Raw genomic sequence first — 18,592 nt, forward strand, 5'->3', positions numbered from 1 at the left:
CCTTAAGCGGTGCCGCCGACGGTCACGCCGTCGATGCGCAGGGTAGGCTGGCCGACGCCGACCGGCACGCTCTGGCCTTCCTTGCCGCAAACGCCGACACCAGGATCGAGCTGCATGTCGTTGCCGATCATGGAGACCCGGTTGAGCACGTCCGGACCGTTGCCGATCAGCGTGGCGCCCTTGACCGGATAGGTCACCTTGCCGTTTTCGATCATGTAGGCTTCGCTCGCCGAAAACACGAACTTGCCGTTGGTGATGTCAACCTGGCCGCCGCCGAAATTGACTGCGTACAAACCGTTCTTCACCGACGCCAGGATTTCCGCCGGATCCTTGTCGCCGGCCAGCATGTAAGTGTTGGTCATGCGCGGCATCGGCAGGTGGGCGAACGATTCGCGGCGAGCGTTGCCGGTCACCGGCATCTTCATCAGGCGCGCGTTCATGGTGTCCTGGATATAGCCTTTCAGGATGCCGTCTTCAATCAGGGTAGTGCACTGGCTAGGATTGCCTTCGTCGTCAATATTCAACGAACCGCGGCGGTCGGCAATCGTGCCGTCATCCACCACGGTGACGCCCTTGGCCGCCACGCGTTCGCCGATGCGGCCGGAGAAGGTGCTGGAGCCCTTGCGATTGAAATCGCCTTCCAGGCCATGGCCGATTGCTTCATGCAGCAGGATGCCGGGCCAGCCAGGTCCAAGCACCACGGTCATCGGACCGGCCGGAGCCGGCCGCGCGTCCAGGTTGACCAGCGCCGAAGCGACCGCGTCGGCCGCGTACTCCTCCAGCAAGGCATCGCTGAAATAGCTGTAGCTGTAGCGTCCGCCGCCGCCGCTGCTGCCGGTTTCGCGGCGGCCGTTCTGTTCGACGATGACGGTCACCGACAAGCGCACCAGCGGCCGGATATCGGCGGCGATCACGCCGTCGCTGCGCGCCACCAGCACCACATCGTATTCGGCGGCCAGGCCGGCCATCACTTGCACCACGCGCGGATCCTTGGCGCGCGCCATGCGCTCTACCCGTTCCAGCAGCTTGACCTTTTCGGTGGCGTCCAGCGACACCAGCGGATCGTTCGGCAGGTACAGCGAGCGGCCGCCGCTTTGCGCCATGCCGGCAGCGATCTTGACCTTGCCGGCGCCCTGGCGTGCGATGGTGCGGGTAGCTACCGCCGCATCGTGCAAGGCGCGTTCGGAAATTTCATCGGAATAGGAAAACGCAGTCTTGTCGCCGGAGATGGCGCGCACGCCTACCCCCTGGTCGATAGAAAAGCTGCCGGTCTTGACGATGCCTTCTTCCAGGCTCCAGCCCTCGCTCTTGGTGAACTGGAAATAAAGATCGGCGTAGTCGACCTTGTGCGTGAACATGGTCCCCAGCGCTTTCAGCAAGCTCGATTCGTCCAGCCCGAACGGGGTCAGCAGGATATCGCGTGCAATGGCTAAAGTACCGAGGTTTGGTTCGAATGGTTTCATTGGTATTCCGGTTTTACTGTGGTGTTGGTACGGATTGTAGAGCATCCGAGGCTGGGCTGGCCTCGACGGCGAAAATAGTCATATCGTATTGCCAATTATTCCTATAATTTGCGATGCAGCAACGCCGGCAGGCTATCCCGCACTCCTTTAAGGAAATGGGGGTCGATGCTGCCGCTGACAAGGCCCTCGCCTTCCGCCAGTACCGATTTAATTTCGCCCCAGGGGTCGATCAGCATGCTGTGGCCCCAGGTGCGCCGGCCGTTGGGGTGCCTGCCGCCCTGCGCCGCCGCCAGCACGTAGCATTGGTTTTCGATGGCGCGGGCGCGCAGCAGGATCTCCCAATGCGCCTTGCCGGTGGTGTAGGTAAACGCCGCCGGCACCACGATCAGGGCGCAATCGCCCAGCGCCCGGTACAGCTCGGGGAAACGCAGGTCATAGCAGACCGACAAGCCGACCTTGCCGAACGGCGCCTGGAAACTGCCGGTGTCCTTGCCGTAGACGATGGTGCGCGCCTCGTCGTAGGATTCTTCGCCCTTGCTGAAGCTGAACAGGTGGATCTTGTCGTAGCGGCTGACCAGCCGGCCGTCGGGATCGTAGACCAGGGTGGTGTTGAGCACCTTGCCGGCTTCATCGGCAATCATCGGCAAGGTGCCGCCGATCAGCCAGATACCGTATTCTTTCGCCAGTTGCGCCATGAAAGCCTGGATCGGCCCTTCGCCCAGGATTTCAGCGCAAGTCAGCTTGTCGGTGTCCACCATGCCCATGATGGGCCAGTATTCGGGCAGCAGCGCCAGCTGCGCGCCCTGTGCAACCGCCTCAGCGACCAGGCGCCGCGCGGTGTTGAAATTTTCTTCCAGCACCGGCGTCGACACCATCTGGATTGCGGCGACATTGAAACTGGCTGGGCTGAGTGCTTGGTTCATTGTGCGGGCTCCTGTGCTGGGGCAGCTGCCGGCGCGGCTGCCTGGATAACTGCTTGGCTGGCGGCTTAGCGGCCGGACGACAGGTCGGGGGTGCCGGCCGCCGGTGTGTCGGTCTTGTGGTCCAGCTTGGTCACGACCGGATCGGTCCAGCCGCCGGTAATATTATATTCAAAGGTGAAGGCCCGCATCAGCGGGTCGCGCAGGAACAGCTGCGCCAGGAAAGTGCCGATGCCGATCACCGGATTGATCGCCAGCGCCACCACCGAAGCGGTGCCGGCATTGATTTCCGGCAGCACCGCGACATGCAGGTCCTGGGTCTCGCGCGCGATATCGGCGACGCCATCCATCAGCACCGTGGCGCTCACGCCGCGCATCTTGAAATTGTCGGTATGCGCCTTGCCCTGGGTGATCGAAGCGGTGCCGACCACGCTGTCGAAAGCGAAACCTTCAGAGAAAATATCGCGGAAATCCAGGGTCAGGCGGCGCGGCAGCGATTGCAGGCTGAGCACGCCGAGCAGCTTGGCGGCGCCCGGATCGACCTTCAGGAACTGGCCGGCCGCCATGTCCAGGTTGATCTGGCCGGACAGCGACGGGATATCCATGGTGAACGGCAAACCCTTCCAGCTGACTTCGCCATCCATGCGTCCCTTGGCGGCCCGCAGCACATGTGCAAAACCGAAGCGGTCCAGCAGCTTGCCGGCGTCGGCGATATCCATGGCGTAGGTCAGGCTGGTGGTGTTGTCGCCGTTGACGGTGGTCCATTTGCCGTCAGCCTTCAATTCTGCATCGGGATTCTTGATCGACAGTTTATGGATGCGCCATTCGTTGCCGACATTGGCGCGCACATTGTTGGCGCTCAGTTCAAGCCGCCCGAGCTTCTTGCCCAGCAGCTGGAAATCCTCGGCGATGATGTCCAGCCCGGGAATCTGGGTAGAGCCGCCCTTGCCTTCCAGCACGTCGCCGACATCCGTCTCGCCGCCTTGCGGAATGATCAGCGAAGACAGGCGCGCGGTCACCTTGCCCAGCCCGCGGCCCGACGGCGCGGCATTCCAGGTGACGTAGCCCGAAGCCTGCCTGGAATCGATGTTGACCTGCCAGGCGTTTTTCTGATGGGTAGCGCCAAGCACCACATTGTCCAGCGTCTTGCCCAGCAGGACCAGCTGGCCGGCCTTGACCGACACCAGGTTCGGTTCGGCATACTGCGCCAGGCCGGTCAGGGGTGTTTCCTCGCCGGCCTTGGCGGCGCCATCTTCGTTCAAGGCGCCGGCCAGGTTGTTCCAGGCGTCGACATTCAAGGTCTTGGCATTCATGTTGATCGCCAGCCCGCTATCCGGGTCCGGCGCCGGCGCATTGATGCCGATGCCGCCGCGCAGGATTTTCCAGTCGGCCGGTTTACCGTTCTCGGCGGCGCTCTTGCCGAGCGGCTTCTGCCGCTGGTAACGCGCAACGACGGCCGACCCCAAGGCCAGCTTGAGTTCGTCGCGCGCCATCGCCGCATCGTCGGACGCCACGCCCAGCCACTCGAACTTGAGCGGCATCGCTTCGCTGGCGCTCTTGCGCAAGGGTTCCGGGAAATCCAGGCCGATGCCTTGCAGGCTCGATTCGACCACCAGCTCAGGATGATGCTCGCGGATCGCCACGGTGGCGGTATAGCGGCTGCTGCCGCTGGCGTGCGACAGCAGCTTTTGCATCGCCGCGGCCGGATACATGGCGCGCAAGCCGTCGGCGCCGGCGCTGCCTTCGATCTTGATCACGGTCTGGCGATCGGCCTGGGTGCCGCCGCTGGCCTGCACCGGGCCGCCCAGCAGGCTGCCTTTGATGCCGTTCAGGTTGAAGCCTTTTTCATTGAATTCAAGCTGGCCGGTGGCGTTGGCGATAGGCGGGATGATCTTTTGCAGGACCACGTCGTTGTTCTGGAATTGCAGCACGCCGGTGACCTTGGCGTCGATCACATGGGCCAGCGGCAGCTGCAGGTTCAGCTGCAGCCTGGCATTGCCCTTGGCTTGCGATTCGCTGGTGAAACCGTCGATCCAGTGCAGCACCGGACTGTTGTTGGTGAACTGCACGAAATTCTGCAAGGCGCCGGCGGCGGTGCCGTCGATCAGCAGCATCTCGTCATGCGACGCCAGGTCAGGCACCGTCGCCGTCACGTCGCTTACCGTCACCGCCGAGGTTTGCGCGGTGGCGGCTTTGATCTGCAAGCGCGTACGGTCCACCGCAAACGTGCCTTCGATCTTTTCCAGCAGCGGCCACAGCGGCTGCTTGCCATCCTGGCCGACGTGGGAAGGGTCGTATTCCAGCGTGCCGTTTTCTATCTTGCCGGCGACGCTGAATTCGCCTTTCGGTTTAGCGTTCGCGGTGTCCGTGTGAAACGGAAAATCGGCCAGGTCGCCCTTGAGCCTGATCGTCACGTCTTTCGCCTTGCCCTCCTTGAGCGCGCCGACCAGCCAGTTGCGCAAATGCTCGGGGGTATGCAGCGGCAGGTAAGTGCCGATTTTCTTGAGGTCGAATTCGCTGATGCTGCCGGTCATGTCGATCACCCCCAGCGCGACGCCGTGGCGGTCTTGCAGCGGCAGCAGATGCGTGCCCGACAGCGATCCCGCCAGGCCGTCCTGGACAAAGTCCATGCTATCGATCTGCAGCAGCACATTCTTTTGCTGGAAATGCCAGCGCGCCTGCATGTCAAGCTTGTCGAAAGGCAGCAGCGGTGTATCGAAGAAGCCGGGCAATTCCAGCTGGGTTTTTTCCGATTTCAGGCTGACGCTGCCGCCATCCTGGTTGGCGTCGACGCTGCCGCTCAGGTTCTCGATCCCGGGAATGCCAGGCACCGCGGCTTGCGCCGGCTGGCTGGCGGTCTTGGGCTGCGCCGCATGCGGCGCCTGGGCGTTGACGCTCAAGCCCTCGAACCGGCCTTTGGCGCTGTACGACACGATTGCCGGATAAGCGCCCTGCCACTGTGCGGAAAAATCGCGCAGCTGGCCGCGTGGCGCAAAATCGTCAATCATCTTGATCTGCGCGGCTGTCAGCGGCAAGCGCTGGGCGAAACTCGCCACTGTCTGCAAATCCAGCTGCTTGGCTTGCAAGCTGTATTTTTCCGCCTGCTTGCCGCGCGCCGGCGCATAGGATTCGCTGATGGTGGTGCGCGGCAGGCTCAGGCCGTCCGCGGTTTTCAGGGAAAAATCGGTGAGCGTTACGGCATGGCCGTTGGCGCCGAAGGTCGGCGCGCCATCTTGCGGCGCCGGCCCCAGTTCTTCATGCGCGGAAATACGTCCGCTGATATTCGCCAGGCTGAGCGGCTGCAGGTCAGGCCGCAGCTGCATGGCCAGGTCGTTCAGTTCCAGGTCGGCGGTAAAGTTGCTGACCTTGGCATGGTCCAGGTCGAGCCAGGCTTGCACCGCGCCCTTGCCCTGGCTGATCTCGAAGGGATAATCGAAGTAAGGTTTCCACACTGTCAGGTCGGCTTCGTGCAGGTTCGCGTAGAGGGTGCCGGTCCAGCGCTTGAAATCGGCGGTCTTGTGGGTAAATACCGGATGGACAAAATCCGCCCGCAGATCCAGCGGCGCCGCAAATGAGGCAGGCGGCGTCGCCCGTGCCGACAGCTGATGGCGGCGCCAGCGGTTTTGCAGCACCAGGTCGATATCGGCCAGGACCAGTTCCGGCGCCTTGCGCAGGTCGTCGCGCCAGCGTACCTGGCCGCCGCGGATCACGATCTTGCGCTGGGCCAGCAGCCATTCGGCGCCGGCGCCGTCGTTTTCCTGCTTGGAGTTGACCAGGATGCCGGCAACGAACAGGTTGCCCTGGGTATCGCGCTCGATTTGCAAATCGGGTTTATTGATCTCCAGCGAAGCCAGCCGCACCGCGCCCACCAGCGCCGAACGCCAGGAGATGGTGGCCGCCACCTGCGGCAGCGTCAGCGCCGGCTGGCCGCCCTTGTCGTGCACCACGACGTTGTCCAGCACCAGGCGCGGCTGCAAGCCATGCCAGGAGGCCTGGATCGCGCCGATGGAGATCGGATTGCCTACTGTCTTGCTGACGATATGCTCGACCTCGGCCTTGTAGTAGCCGACGTTCGGCAGCACTACATAACGCAAACCCAGGAACAGTCCGCAAAACAGGAAATACGCCACCACCACCAGCGTCAGCAAAAGCCCCAGCAAATGGTGGGTGACCAGGTTAACGTGTCTATAGGTGGCGATCCCGGCGCGCCAGCAGATTTCAAGCTTGCTGGCCGGCGGCGGGATTTTTGCTTGTTCTTCCAACATCAATCAGAATGGGTAAAATTAATCATTGTGAGACAGCGGCTAGGGCCTGTTACTCTGTCCCCCAACTGAGCAGGGATAGGAAGTAAAATAAATCGGCTGCATCTGTGTGTTTCCAGAGTGGCAAGCTGTTGATGTTCGACAAGCCGCCAAGCCATATGTTCGCATGGATCATGCCCGCGCATAGCTAAAAAAACAAAAAGACCGTCGAAAACCCTGCTATTTTCTTTGAATTTTGCGCCATTTACCCTTCAATCCCTGATCCTATCCCGTGACTCCATCTCTCTTAAGCAGCACCGCCGCCTCGCGTTATTTTGCACGCTGGGTGAATGCCGAAGCCGGACGCGCCGGACAGGTCGCAGAGTTGGCCAAGCCGTTGACAAGATTAACCGTCGACCAGACGCTGCTTAAGCACTTGTTACAAAAAGAAACAGATTCCGGCATGCCGTTACCGCGCGCCATGCGCCGCCTACGCAACCTGCTGGTATGCACCCTGATCGAACGCGATTTGCGCGGGCTGGCCGACCTGGACGAAGTGGTCAGCGCCATCACCACTTTCGCCGAATTTGCAGTGCAAACCCACCTGGCGGCGCTGACCGCAAGCCTGGTGGCGCTGCACGGCACGCCGCTGGGCGAAGAATCGGGCCAGCCGCAGGAGTTGCTGGTGCTGGGCATGGGCAAGCTGGGCGGCTGCGAACTCAATATTTCCTCCGACATCGACCTGATCTTCACGTACGCGGAAGACGGCGATACGCAGACTACAAGCGCAGAACAGCGCTCATTGTCGAACCATGAATTCTTCACCCGCCTCGGCAAGAAACTGATAGGTGCATTGTCCGAGATCACCGAAGACGGCTTCACCTTCCGGGTCGACATGGCGCTGCGGCCGAACGGCGCTTCCGGGCCGCTGGTGGCCAGCTTCAACATGGTCGAGACCTACCTGGTGACCCAGGGCCGGGAATGGGAGCGTTATGCCTGGTGCAAGGCGCGCGCGCTGACCGGGCGGCCGGAAGATATCGCCACCCTGACCAACATCAGCCGCCCGTTCGTGTTCCGGCGCTACCTGGATTACGGCTCGATCGACGCCATGCGCTCCATGCATGCGCAAATCCGCTCGGAAGTAAAACGCCTGGAAGCGCTGCATCCCGAGCGCAGCAACAACGTCAAGCTGGGACGCGGCGGCATCCGCGAAATCGAATTCCTGGCGCAGGTGTTCCAGCTGATCCGCGGCGGCCGCGACTGCGATTTGCGCGACCGCTCGACCCGCACCACCCTGCGCACCCTGGCGGCCAAGAACCTGCTGGACGCCGCAGTGGTGGACAAGCTGCTGGCAGCCTACGATTTCCTGCGCAACCTGGAACACCGGCTGCAATACCTGGACGATGCGCAAACCCATACCTTCCCCACCAACGGCGCCGATTGCCTGATCATCGCCCAGGCCATGGGTTTTACCGAGGTTGCCTCATTGATGCAGGAACTGGACAAGCACCGGACCCTGGTCGACGCCCAGTTCGACGACATCTTCAAGGACAAGCAGCACAGCCGCCCCAGCCAGCAAGACTGGGATGAGTGCGACAATCCCTTGCACACGCTCAGTGAAACCGACAGCCGCGAAACGATTGCGCTGGTGCTGACCCATTGCGGCTTCTCCGACGCCTCGGCGGCGGCGCAGCGGCTGGTCACCACCTGGCAATCGACCCGCGTGCAAAACCTGCCGGCCGCCAGCCGTACACGCCTGCTGGCGCTGGTCAACGCAGCGCTGCCGGTGGTCGCCGCCATCCCCGAACCCGAGCGCCACCTGCCCACCCTGAACCGCCTGCTGGATTTCCTGGAGGCGATCGTGCGGCGCGCCGCCTACCTGGCGCTGCTGACTGAATATCCCGCCACCCTGCACCGCGTGATCCGCATGATCAGCGCCAGCGACTGGGCCGCCAAATACCTGACCCAGCACCCGATCCTGCTGGACGAGCTGCTGGATCCGCGCAGCCTGAATGCCGCGCCGGACTGGCCGGTGTTCGCCCAGGAATGCAAACGCCAGCTCGACACCGCTCCCGGCGACACCGAACGCCAGATGGACATCCTGCGCGAAATGCACCACGCCCAGCAGTTCCGCCTGCTGGCGCAAGACCTGGAGGGCATGCTCAGCGTCGAGGCGCTGGCCGACCACCTTTCCATCCTGGCCGACATCCTGGTCGCCGCCACCGTGCAGGCGATCTGGAACATGATGCCGGGCCGACACCGCGAGACGCCGCTGTTCACCGTGATCGCCTACGGCAAGCTGGGCGGCAAGGAACTCGGTTATGTTTCCGACCTCGACGTGGTGTTCCTGTATGAGGATGAAGACCAGGATGGCCCGGCCCTGTACGCCAAGCTGGCGCAGCGCTTCATCACCTGGATGACCAGCCATACGCCGGCCGGCATCCTGTTCGACATCGACATTGCGCTGCGCCCCGACGGCGCCAGCGGCTTGCTGGTATCGTCATTCGGCAAATTCGAGAAATACCAGCGCGAATCGGCCTGGCTGTGGGAGCACCAGGCCCTGACCCGGGCCCGCTTCTGCGCCGGCGACGCCGCGATCGGCGAACGTTTCGAAACCCTGCGCGTGGAAGTGTTAAGCCAGCAGCGCGATGCCGCCAGGCTGCAAAGCGAAGTGCTGGAAATGCGCCAGAAAATGCGCGACGCCCATCCCAACCGCAGCGACCGTTTCGACCTCAAGCACGACGCCGGCGGCATGATCGACATCGAATTCCTGGTGCAATTCCTGATCCTGCGCCATGCCGCCGCCTACCCGCAGCTGACCGCCGACATCGGCAATATCGCCCTGCTGAAACTGTGCGGGGAGCTCGGACTGATTGATGGAGGCCTGGCTCACTCAGTAGCCGACGCTTACCGGACTTTCCGCAAGCTGCAGCACCAAGGGCGCTTGCAGGGAGAGGAACGGGCGCGCGTGGCTGCGAGCCGCATCGCGACTGAAATCTCGGTAGTCAAACAGTTATGGTCTGAAACCTTTACGGCCGCATCAAGCTAGCCGCGCCGGTCTTTTCACCGCCCGTTACAAAAAAACGCCCCGATCGGTCAACGAGCGGGGCGTTTCATCTTGCAAGCAAAACCAAGGTCTTACTTGGCGTTCACCAGTGCAACCGTGGTATCCAGCATGCGGTTCGAGAAACCCCACTCATTGTCGTACCAGCTCGACACCTTCACCAGGCGGCCGGAAACCTTGGTCAGCGTGGAGTCGAAGTTCGACGACGCCGGGTTGTGGTTGAAATCGACCGACACCAGCGGCTCGACGTTGTAAGTCAGCAGGCCCTTCAAGGCGCCGTTTTCCGACGCATCTTTCATGACCGCGTTGACTTCATCGACAGTCGTGTCGCGCGCGGCGACAAACGACAGGTCGACCAGCGAAACGTTGATGGTCGGCACGCGGATCGCGAAACCGTCCAGCTTGCCGTTCAGTTCAGGCAGCACCAGGCCGACCGCAGCCGCGGCGCCGGTCTTGGCCGGGATCATGCTCATGGTGGCGGAACGGGCGCGGCGCAGGTCTTCGTGATAGACGTCGGTCAGCACCTGGTCGTTGGTGTAGGAGTGAACGGTGGTCATCAGGCCGTTCAGCACGCCGATCTTGTCGTTCAGCGGCTTGACCAGCGGCGCCAGGCAGTTGGTGGTGCAGGAAGCGTTGGAGATCACGGTGTCGCTGGCTTTCAGCACACCGTGGTTGACGCCGAACACGACGGTGGCGTCGACATCCTTGCCGCCAGGCGCCGAGATGATGACTTTCTTGGCGCCACCCTTGATGTGGGCGCTGGCCTTTTCCTTGGTGGTGAAGAAACCGGTGCATTCCAGCACGACGTCAACGCCCAGCTCGCCCCATGGCAGTTCGGCCGGGTTGCGCTGCGCCAGCACCTTGATGCGGTCGCCGTTGACCACGATGAAATCGCCGTCGACCGTGACAGTGCCAGGGAACTTGCCGTGGGCAGTATCGTACTGGGTCAGGTGGGCATTGGTTTTTGAGTCGCCGAGGTCGTTGATGGCGACGATCTCGATGTCATGCTTTTTGCCGCCTTCGTAATGGGCGCGAAGGATGTTGCGGCCGATGCGGCCATAGCCATTGATGGCGACGCGGATAGTCATGCTTTTCTCCTAAGGTATTAACAATGAATTTATTGCAACTACATCACACACGTTTCAACTGACCCTAATGGTACGCCAGCCATAGCCGGCTTCCTGCAAATCCAGACCGTCCCAGCTGAACGGCTGCTCCACCAGCAGCTCGGCCCCCAGCATTTCGTAAAACTGCCGCGCCTGGCGGTTTTCCGCCAGCACCCACACCAGCATGTTGTTGGCGCCGGCGCTAGCCAGAGTTGCCGCCACGTGGGCCACCAGGCGGCGGCCGATGCCGGCGCGCTGCACCGACGGTTCCAGGTAGATCGCGGTCAGCTCGGAGTCGTAGCCGAGCTTGGCTTCCTTGAGCGTCATGCCGGCCGCAAACCCGAGCACCTCGCCGTCGACTTCGGCCACGAACACATTGGCCGCACTCGACGTCGCCGACAGGATGCGGCTCCAGATGGCGGTGCTGTCTTCAACCTTCATCCCGTCCAGGTAGTCATCCGGAATGATGCCGCGGTAAGTGGCTCGCCAGCTGTCGATGCGCACTGCCGCGATCACCGATGCATCGGCGACCGTGGCGCGGCGGATGACGACATCGCCAACGATGTTGGTGACGTCGAGACCCTTGGCTCTCTTGGCTTCTCTTACATTCATGCCAGTATCAACTTGGTCTTGGCGACGACGTTTTCAACAGTGAAGCCGAAATGCTTGAACAGCACGGGAGCCGGAGCCGATTCGCCGAAGGTGTCGATGCCGACCACCGCGCCTTCCAGGCCGACATACTTGTGCCAGAACGCGGTCACGCCCGCTTCGATCGCCACGCGCGGCAGGCCGCGCTGCAACACGCTGGCCTTGTAGGCCGCTTCCTGGCGGTCGAAGACATCGGCGCAAGGCATGGACACCACGCGCACCGCAATGCCTTCCTGCGCCAGCGCTGCCGCGGATTGCATCGCCAGTTCCACTTCGGAGCCGGTAGCGATCAGGATTGCCTTGGCGTCCGGCGCATCTTTCAAGATGTAAGCGCCGCGCTTGATGGCGGCGATCTGCGCCGCATCGCGTTCCTGGTATTGCAGGTTCTGGCGCGAGAAAATCAGCGTGCTTGGGCCGTTTTTGCGTTTCACCGCCTGCTCCCATGCGACCGCCGATTCAACCGTGTCGCACGGACGCCAGTTGTCCAGCTGCGGAATCAGGCGCAGGCTCGACACGTGTTCGACCGACTGGTGGGTCGGGCCGTCTTCGCCCAGGCCGATCGAATCGTGGGTGAACACGAAGATCGAACGGATCTTCATCAGCGCCGCCATGCGCAATGCATTGCGGCTGTAGTCGGAGAAGGTCAGGAAGGTAGCGCCGAACGGGATGTAGCCGCCGTGCAAGGCGATGCCGTTGATCATGGCGCTCATGCCGAATTCGCGCACGCCGTAGTTGATGTGGTTGCCCGGCTGGTCGGCACGGACCGGCACCGATTCTTTCCAGTTGGTCAGGTTGGAACCGGTCAGGTCGGCCGAACCGCCAAGGAATTCCGGCAGCACCGGCGCCAACGCCTGGATTGCGTTCTGGCTGGCTTTGCGGGTAGCGATGGTTTCTTTCTTGGCGACGCAGCTGGCGACATAGTCGCTCACGGTCTGTTCAAAATTGCCTGGCAGCTCACCTTTCATGCGGCGCGTGAATTCAGCGGCCTGCTGCGGGTACTCGGCAGCGTAGGCAGCGAACAGCGCGTTCCAGTCGCCTTCGAACTGCTTGCCTTGCGGCTTGGCGTCCCAGGCGGCGTAGACGTCTTCCGGGATTTCAAACGGCGCCGAGGTCCAGCCCAGCGCTTCGCGCACGGCAGCGATTTCCTTGTCGCCCAATGCCGCGCCGTGCACCTTGTCGGTGCCGGCCAGGTTCGGCGAACCCTTGCCGATCACGGTCTTGCAGCAGATCAGGGTCGGCTTGTCGGACAGCTTGGCCTGGTGGATGGCGGCGCTGACAGCTTCGACATTGTGGCCGTCGACGGCGCGGATCACGTTCCAGCCGTAGGCTTCGAAACGCATCGGGGTGTCGTCCTTGAACCAGCCTTCGACGTGGCCGTCGATCGAGATGCCGTTGTCATCGTAGAGCGCGATCAGTTTCGACAGGCGCAGCGTGCCGGCCAGCGAACAGGCTTCGTGCGAAATGCCTTCCATCAGGCAGCCGTCGCCGACGAACGTGTAGGTGTAATGGTCGACCACCGGGAAATTGGCGCGGTTGAATTCCGCCGACAGCAGTTTTTCCGCCAGCGCCATGCCGACCGCATTGGTCAGGCCCTGGCCGAGCGGACCGGTGGTGGTTTCTATGCCGGGCGTGACGTCGACTTCGGGATGTCCCGGCGTCTTCGAATGCATCTGGCGGAAATTGCGCAGTTCGTCCATCGGCAGGTCGTAGCCGGTCAGGTGCAGCAAGGCGTACTGCAGCATCGAACCATGACCGTTCGACAACACGAACCGGTCACGGTTGAACCAGTGCGGATTGGCCGGGTTATGACGGTAATGCTTGGCCCACAAGGCGACTGCGATTTCCGCCATGCCCATCGGCATGCCGGGATGGCCGGAGTTGGCTTTCTGTACAGCGTCCATTGCCAGCGCGCGGATTGCATTGGCCATCTTGGTAGTCGGGAGTGTGGAAGTCATGGTGTGAGCGGGTAGGCAGCAGTTGAAGATCGGTTGGAAAGCGGTTGGCGGGCGAAAAGCAGCGAAACAGCCCACAAAGGCCGATATTTTACCAAAATGCAGTCGATTCCGGTTCAAATCGGCGCATCTCTCCGACGCCGTGACGGTAAAATGCTGCCGCACCGCATGAAGCGCGTGACAGCACCGAAGCCGGATCGCATTGTTTTGTTGCGATTTTCATATCCAATCACCTGTCCCCGTATTTTTCATTGATCGCACCATGCAAGGTTTACATCTGACGGCTGACTGTTACGACTGCCGCTGCCCCCCGGGCTTATTGCTAGACCCGATCCAGCTGCGCGAGTTCGTGATGGAACAAACCCTGCGTTCCGGGTTGACCGTGGTCGGCGAAAAATTCCATCCGTTCCAGGCTGCCGACGGCAGCGCCGCCGGCGTTACCTGCGCCCTGCTGCTGGCCGAATCGCACCTGGCGATCCATACCTGGCCCGAGCGCCAGGCGGTGACGCTGGATCTGTATGTCTGCAATTTCACGGAAGACAACAGCGCCAAGGCCAGCGGCCTGCTGGACGCCCTGGTCGCCGGCTTCGCGCCGGCCCGCTGGCAAACCCACCGCTTGCAACGCGGCGGCGGCGCCGACGACCAGACCCTGGCGCTGGAGCAGCTCACGCCGCACACCGCCTACGGCACGCAGCTGGCGCCGCCGCTGGTGCAGGTGCAATCGCCGTTCCAGCGCATAGAAATCGCCGAGTCCGCCGAGTTCGGCAAAGTGATGCGGCTGGACGGCGCCTACATGACTTCCGAGCGCGACGAATTTTTCTATCACGAATGCCTGGTCCATCCGGCCGCGCTCAGCCACCCGCACCCGCGCCGCGCCCTGATCGTCGGCGGCGGCGACGGCGGCAGCAGTGAAGAACTGCTCAAGCATCCGTCGATAGAACAGGTCACCTTGTGCGAAATCGATCCCGCGGTGATCCAGGCTGCACGCCAGCACCTGCAAACGGTCCATCGAGGAGCGCTGGACGATGCGCGGCTGCGCCATGTCGCCCAGGACGGTTTTGCCTACGTACAGGCAGCGGCGCACGCCGCCGCTGCCGACCTGCGTTACGACCTGATCCTGCTTGACCTGACCGATCCGCAAGGCGCCGACGGCAGCGCGCTGGCAGCCGATTGCTACACTCCCGGCTTCCTGCATGCCTGCCGTGCCTTGCTCAACCCAGGCGGCGCACTGGTGATGCACCTGGGCAGCCCGTTCCACCATCCACAACGATTCGCCTTGCTGCGCCAGCGCCTCAACGGCGTCTTCAGCAAGGTCCGTCCCTACACTGTGCATGTACCGCTGTATGGCGCGCTGTGGGGCATGGCGATTGCCAGCGACAGCCTCGATCCGCTGCAGCTGGACAGCCGGGCGGCGGCAAGCCGCTTGCGGGAAAGAGCACTGGGCGAACTCCAGTACTACAACGAAAATGTCCATTCGGCACTATTCGCCTTACCCAATTTCGTGCAGAATCTGGGCGCCTAGGGCCTGTAACAACCAATTCATCGTTGCCCGATATGGAGAGCGTCTTGCCAACCACCGGTCTTTTAAAGCAAATCCCCGAAACTGCCGCGCCATCGGCCCGCAAGAGCCGCGCCGTGCCGCTGGTGCTGGCGGCTTCGGCCCTGATCGCAGGCTGCAGTCCACGACAGGCGCGCGATGAATACGCCAGCCAGGACGATTGCAAGAAAGACTGGGGACGTCCCGAACTGTGCCAGCCGGCATCGGGCGGCAGCTCAGGCGGCAGCCACGGCGGCACTTACTACGGCCGCTACTACGGTCCCAGCTACGATGAAGGCGAACGCGCAAGCGCGCAACGCAGCGCACGTAGCGGCGGCAACAGTTTTGGCTTGACTGGCAGCGGCGGCGAGAGCAACCACTCGGTCGGCCGCAGCGTGTCGCGCGGCGGCTTCGGCGGCGCCCATATCTCCTCGGCCGGCGGTTAAGCATGATTCGCGAAAGCCTGACGCCGCGCAGCAACTGGCAAGAACAATTCGAATCGCTCGGCTTCACCTATCACTCGATTGACGACCTGTATTGGGACGAGCGCTACGCCTATCGCTTCACCGCGGCGCAGATCGATGCGGTCGAAGACGCCACCAGCGAATTGCACCAGATGGCGCTGCAGGCGGTCGAGCATGTGATCGCGCACGAACGGCTGGAACAGTTCGCCATTCCGCAGCCGTTCTGGGCGCTGGTCGAAGAAAGCTGGCGCGAAAAAGAATTTTCCCTGTACGGACGCTTCGACTTGTCCTGGGACGGCCGCACTCCGCCCAAAATGCTGGAGTACAACGCCGATACCCCTACCGGCCTGGTGGAATCCAGCGTGGCGCAATGGTATTGGCTGCAAGACGTGTTCCCGCAAGCGGACCAGTTCAACTCTCTCCATGAAAAACTGATCGCCCAATGGCAAACCCTGGCCCGCGACCATCACAGCAAAGGCTTGCTGCACTTCGCCTGCATCGGCGGCCATGAGGAGGACGAAGGCAACCTGGCTTACCTGCGCGACACCGCGATCCAGGCCGGTTTCGCCACCAAGCAGCTAGCCATCGAACATATCGGCTGGGACGACCGGCACGCGGAATTTGTCGACGACTTCGACCTGAAGATAGACAACCTGTTCAAGCTTTATCCGTGGGAATGGCTGTGCCGCGAAGCGTTTGCCGAACACCTGCTGGCGCGGCCGCTGCGCCTGATCGAACCGGCCTGGAAGATGGTGCTGTCCAACAAGGCCATCCTGCCGGTGCTGTGGGAACTGTTTCCCGGCCACCCCAACCTGCTGCCGGCGTTTTTCGACGCCTGGCGCATCAGCGGCGATTTTGTGAAGAAGCCGCTGTATTCGCGCGAAGGCGAAAACATCACGATCTATGCTGGCGGCGAAGTCCACCACCAGCCGGGCCAATATGGCGCCGAGGGCTATATCTACCAGGCATTTTCCGCGCAGCCGAAATTCGACGACGGCATCACGCCAGCCTACACTTCGGTCGGCTCCTGGGTGGTAGGCGACACCCCGGCCGGCATCGGCATCCGCGAAGACGTGTCGCTGATCACCAAGGACACCAGCCGCTTTGTGCCGCATTATTTTGTCGACTGACGATCAAACAGCAAATTTGAAGCACGTTCCCTCCCCTTGATACCAGGAGCACTGATCTTATGAACTTTCTCCCCGTCGGCCTGCCCGCCTTTCTGTCTCACTTCGGACTCGCACTGTTGCTGGTCGCGATATTTTCCGTGGTGTATATTTTCATCACGCCCTACCATGAACTGCGCCTGATCCGCGCCGGCAACCACGCAGCCGCGGCCAGCCTGGCCGGCGCATTGCTCGGATATATCGCGGCCCTGGCTTCGGCCATCGCGAACAGCGTCAGCCTGCTCGACATGCTGGTGTGGGGCGTGGTGGCCCTGGTGGTGCAGTTGCTGGCTTTCCTGATTGTCAAGTTGCTGCTGCCGACGCTGCTGGCCGATATTCCGGAAAACAAGATCGCATCCGGCGTCTTTCTTGGTACAGTAAGTCTGGGCCTGGGCTTGTTGAATGCCGCTTGCATGACTTATTGATTAAGGATTTTCCGTGCCTCGTTTTTACGTTCCTACCCCGCTCGAAATCGGCCAGCAGCTGGTTTTGCCGGAAGCCGTCGCCCATCACCTGCTGGTGCTGCGGCTAGGGCCGGCGGCGCCCGTCACCCTGTTCAACGGCGAAGGCGGCGAATACACCGCCACCATCAGCAGCATTGAAAAAAAGCGCGTCGGTGTCGAGATCAAGACTTTCTCGCCGCGCGAGGCGGAGCTGCCGTATGCGATCACGCTGGCCCAGGCGCTGCCGGAATCGTCGAAACTCGACTGGATCATCGAAAAAGCCGTCGAACTCGGGGTCGCGGCGATCCAGCCGCTGGCGGCGCAGCGCTGCGTGGTGCGCCTCAACGGCGAGCGCGCCGAGAAGAAACAGAACCACTGGCAAGCGGTGATCGTCGCCGCCGCCGAACAGAGCGGCCGCAACCGCCTGCCCACCCTGTCCAGCCTCAGCCCTTTCAACGACTGGGCGCAACAGCAGGACCTGCACAAGCGCATCCTGCTGTCGCCGCGCGGCGAGCAATCGCTGTCGGACTGGGCGCGCCACCAGCCGCCGCAGGCGCTGGCGCTGCTGATCGGCCCGGAAGGCGGGTTCACGGAAGCGGAAGAAAACCTGGCCTGCAGCCAGGGCGCGCTGATGTTGTCGATGGGGCCGCGGATACTGCGCACCGAAACCGCCGGCCTGGCGGCGCTGGCCGCGATCAACGCGATCTGGGGCGAGATGTAGTTTCGCCAACCCGGCGCTTGCCTCTATCGATCCTACAATTTGTTCTAAGCAAAAATATAAGTGCTGGCTAGAATGGTAAACGCAATCAAGACACAATCGTTTTCAGTTGCGCAACTATTCAAAGCCCTTACCGCGTTGTAAGATCGATCTTCTCAACTGCTTTGCATTTACAGAGCAGCAACCTGCCTCGATGGCTGACGTTGTATCACGCGTTCATTATTGACGCATTTTTACTCAGGAGAATATTATGGGACTGCTGGATTCGGTACTTGGCGCAATCGGTGGCGGCGGCCAACAGCAAGCAGGTGGAAATAACACGCAAGCCCTGTTGATCCAGGCGGCATTGCCGCTGGTCCTCAAGGCGCTGCAAGGCGGAGGCGCGGGCCAGGCTGCCGGCACGGAAGCCGGTGCGGGCGGCGGCCTGCTCGGCGCGCTGGAAGGCGCCGGCCTGGGTTCGATCGTGCAATCATGGATAGGCACCGGCCAAAACCAGCCTATCTCGCCAGACCAGGTGCAACAGGCGCTGGGCGGCGGCCACCTGCAGGAACTGGCGCAAGCTGCCGGCATTTCGCCAGCGGAAGCGGCCGGCCACCTGTCGGAGATACTGCCCGGCCTGGTGGACAAGCTGACGCCGCACGGCGAAGCCAGCCCTGCTCCTGGCGGCGTCGACCTCGGCAGCTTGCTGGGCGGTCTCTTGGGCGGCAACAAACCGGCCTAAGCAAAACCGGGCTTGCCTGCCTGATTAAAAAATCGTCCTCCGGGGCGATTTTTTTTGGCCGCGGCAATCCTGGATTCCCGATTCAGTATCCAAAATTCAATAAAATAGCCGTTTTATCAATTAAAAATCGAGCAATCCGCTGCGGTTCG

13 protein-coding genes are annotated in these 18,592 nt (G+C 62.2%); 7 read left to right on the forward strand and 6 right to left on the reverse strand.

The genetic code is table 11. The features are described 5' to 3' along the window. Positions 1–2 precede the first annotated feature (2 nt). The 3 genes from tldD to AC07RZ_RS13325 all read right to left on the reverse strand — a co-directional run bounded on the left by tldD (position 3) and on the right by AC07RZ_RS13325 (position 6,648). Positions 3–1,463, reverse strand: coding sequence for a metalloprotease TldD (gene tldD, locus AC07RZ_RS13315; protein WP_494668250.1), 1,461 nt, complete (start codon positions 1,461–1,463; stop codon positions 3–5). A 101-nt stretch (positions 1,464–1,564) separates the two neighbouring features. After that, positions 1,565–2,386: a carbon-nitrogen hydrolase family protein gene (locus AC07RZ_RS13320; RefSeq protein WP_494668251.1), complete on the reverse strand. Its 822-nt coding sequence runs from the start codon at positions 2,384–2,386 to the stop codon at positions 1,565–1,567. A 65-nt stretch (positions 2,387–2,451) separates the two neighbouring features. Then, complete coding sequence (locus AC07RZ_RS13325; RefSeq protein ID WP_494668252.1) at positions 2,452–6,648, reverse strand: YhdP family protein; 4,197 nt, start codon at positions 6,646–6,648, stop codon at positions 2,452–2,454. A 268-nt stretch (positions 6,649–6,916) separates the two neighbouring features. Here AC07RZ_RS13325 and glnE point away from each other — a divergent pair, with 268 nt between their 5' ends. Beyond that, positions 6,917–9,673: a bifunctional [glutamate--ammonia ligase]-adenylyl-L-tyrosine phosphorylase/[glutamate--ammonia-ligase] adenylyltransferase gene (gene glnE, locus AC07RZ_RS13330; protein ID WP_494668253.1), complete on the forward strand. Its 2,757-nt coding sequence runs from the start codon at positions 6,917–6,919 to the stop codon at positions 9,671–9,673. 89 nt (positions 9,674–9,762) lie between these two features. Here glnE and gap read toward each other — a convergent pair whose 3' ends face one another. From gap to tkt, 3 genes are read right to left on the reverse strand one after another with little or no spacing between them, the layout of a single operon-like run. Next, positions 9,763–10,776: a type I glyceraldehyde-3-phosphate dehydrogenase gene (gap, locus tag AC07RZ_RS13335; protein ID WP_144739168.1), complete on the reverse strand. Its 1,014-nt coding sequence runs from the start codon at positions 10,774–10,776 to the stop codon at positions 9,763–9,765. Positions 10,777–10,830: 54 nt separating this feature from the next. Further along, positions 10,831–11,406 (reverse strand): GNAT family N-acetyltransferase, encoded by a 576-nt coding sequence (locus AC07RZ_RS13340; RefSeq protein WP_494668254.1) that lies wholly within the window; start codon positions 11,404–11,406, stop codon positions 10,831–10,833. Beyond that, complete coding sequence (gene tkt / locus AC07RZ_RS13345; RefSeq protein ID WP_494668255.1) at positions 11,403–13,397, reverse strand: transketolase; 1,995 nt, start codon at positions 13,395–13,397, stop codon at positions 11,403–11,405. Before tkt ends, AC07RZ_RS13340 begins: the two co-directional genes overlap by 4 nt. Positions 13,398–13,656: 259 nt before the next feature. On the opposite strand from tkt, the gene speE reads away from it, so the two are divergent. From speE to AC07RZ_RS13375, 6 genes are all read left to right on the forward strand, one after another. Next, the gene (speE, locus tag AC07RZ_RS13350) at positions 13,657–14,916 is read left to right on the forward strand and encodes a polyamine aminopropyltransferase (protein WP_494668256.1); all 1,260 of its coding nucleotides are present in this window, start codon (positions 13,657–13,659) and stop codon (positions 14,914–14,916) included. Between the two features lie 44 nt (positions 14,917–14,960). Further along, positions 14,961–15,377, forward strand: coding sequence for a hypothetical protein (locus AC07RZ_RS13355; protein ID WP_144739171.1), 417 nt, complete (start codon positions 14,961–14,963; stop codon positions 15,375–15,377). 2 nt (positions 15,378–15,379) lie between these two features. Next, positions 15,380–16,525 carry a glutathionylspermidine synthase family protein gene (locus AC07RZ_RS13360; protein ID WP_494668257.1) on the forward strand — a complete coding sequence of 382 codons (1,146 nt, stop codon included), beginning with the start codon at positions 15,380–15,382 and terminating at the stop codon, positions 16,523–16,525. Between the two features lie 59 nt (positions 16,526–16,584). Then, positions 16,585–16,986 (forward strand): DUF350 domain-containing protein, encoded by a 402-nt coding sequence (locus tag AC07RZ_RS13365; RefSeq protein WP_494668258.1) that lies wholly within the window; start codon positions 16,585–16,587, stop codon positions 16,984–16,986. Between the two features lie 13 nt (positions 16,987–16,999). Next, positions 17,000–17,725 (forward strand): 16S rRNA (uracil(1498)-N(3))-methyltransferase, encoded by a 726-nt coding sequence (locus AC07RZ_RS13370; protein ID WP_494668259.1) that lies wholly within the window; start codon positions 17,000–17,002, stop codon positions 17,723–17,725. A 247-nt stretch (positions 17,726–17,972) separates the two neighbouring features. After that, complete coding sequence (locus AC07RZ_RS13375) at positions 17,973–18,443, forward strand: YidB family protein (RefSeq protein ID WP_494668260.1); 471 nt, start codon at positions 17,973–17,975, stop codon at positions 18,441–18,443. Positions 18,444–18,592 lie beyond the last annotated feature (149 nt).

The organism is Collimonas sp. GW821-FHT07E08, from assembly GCF_059418905.1.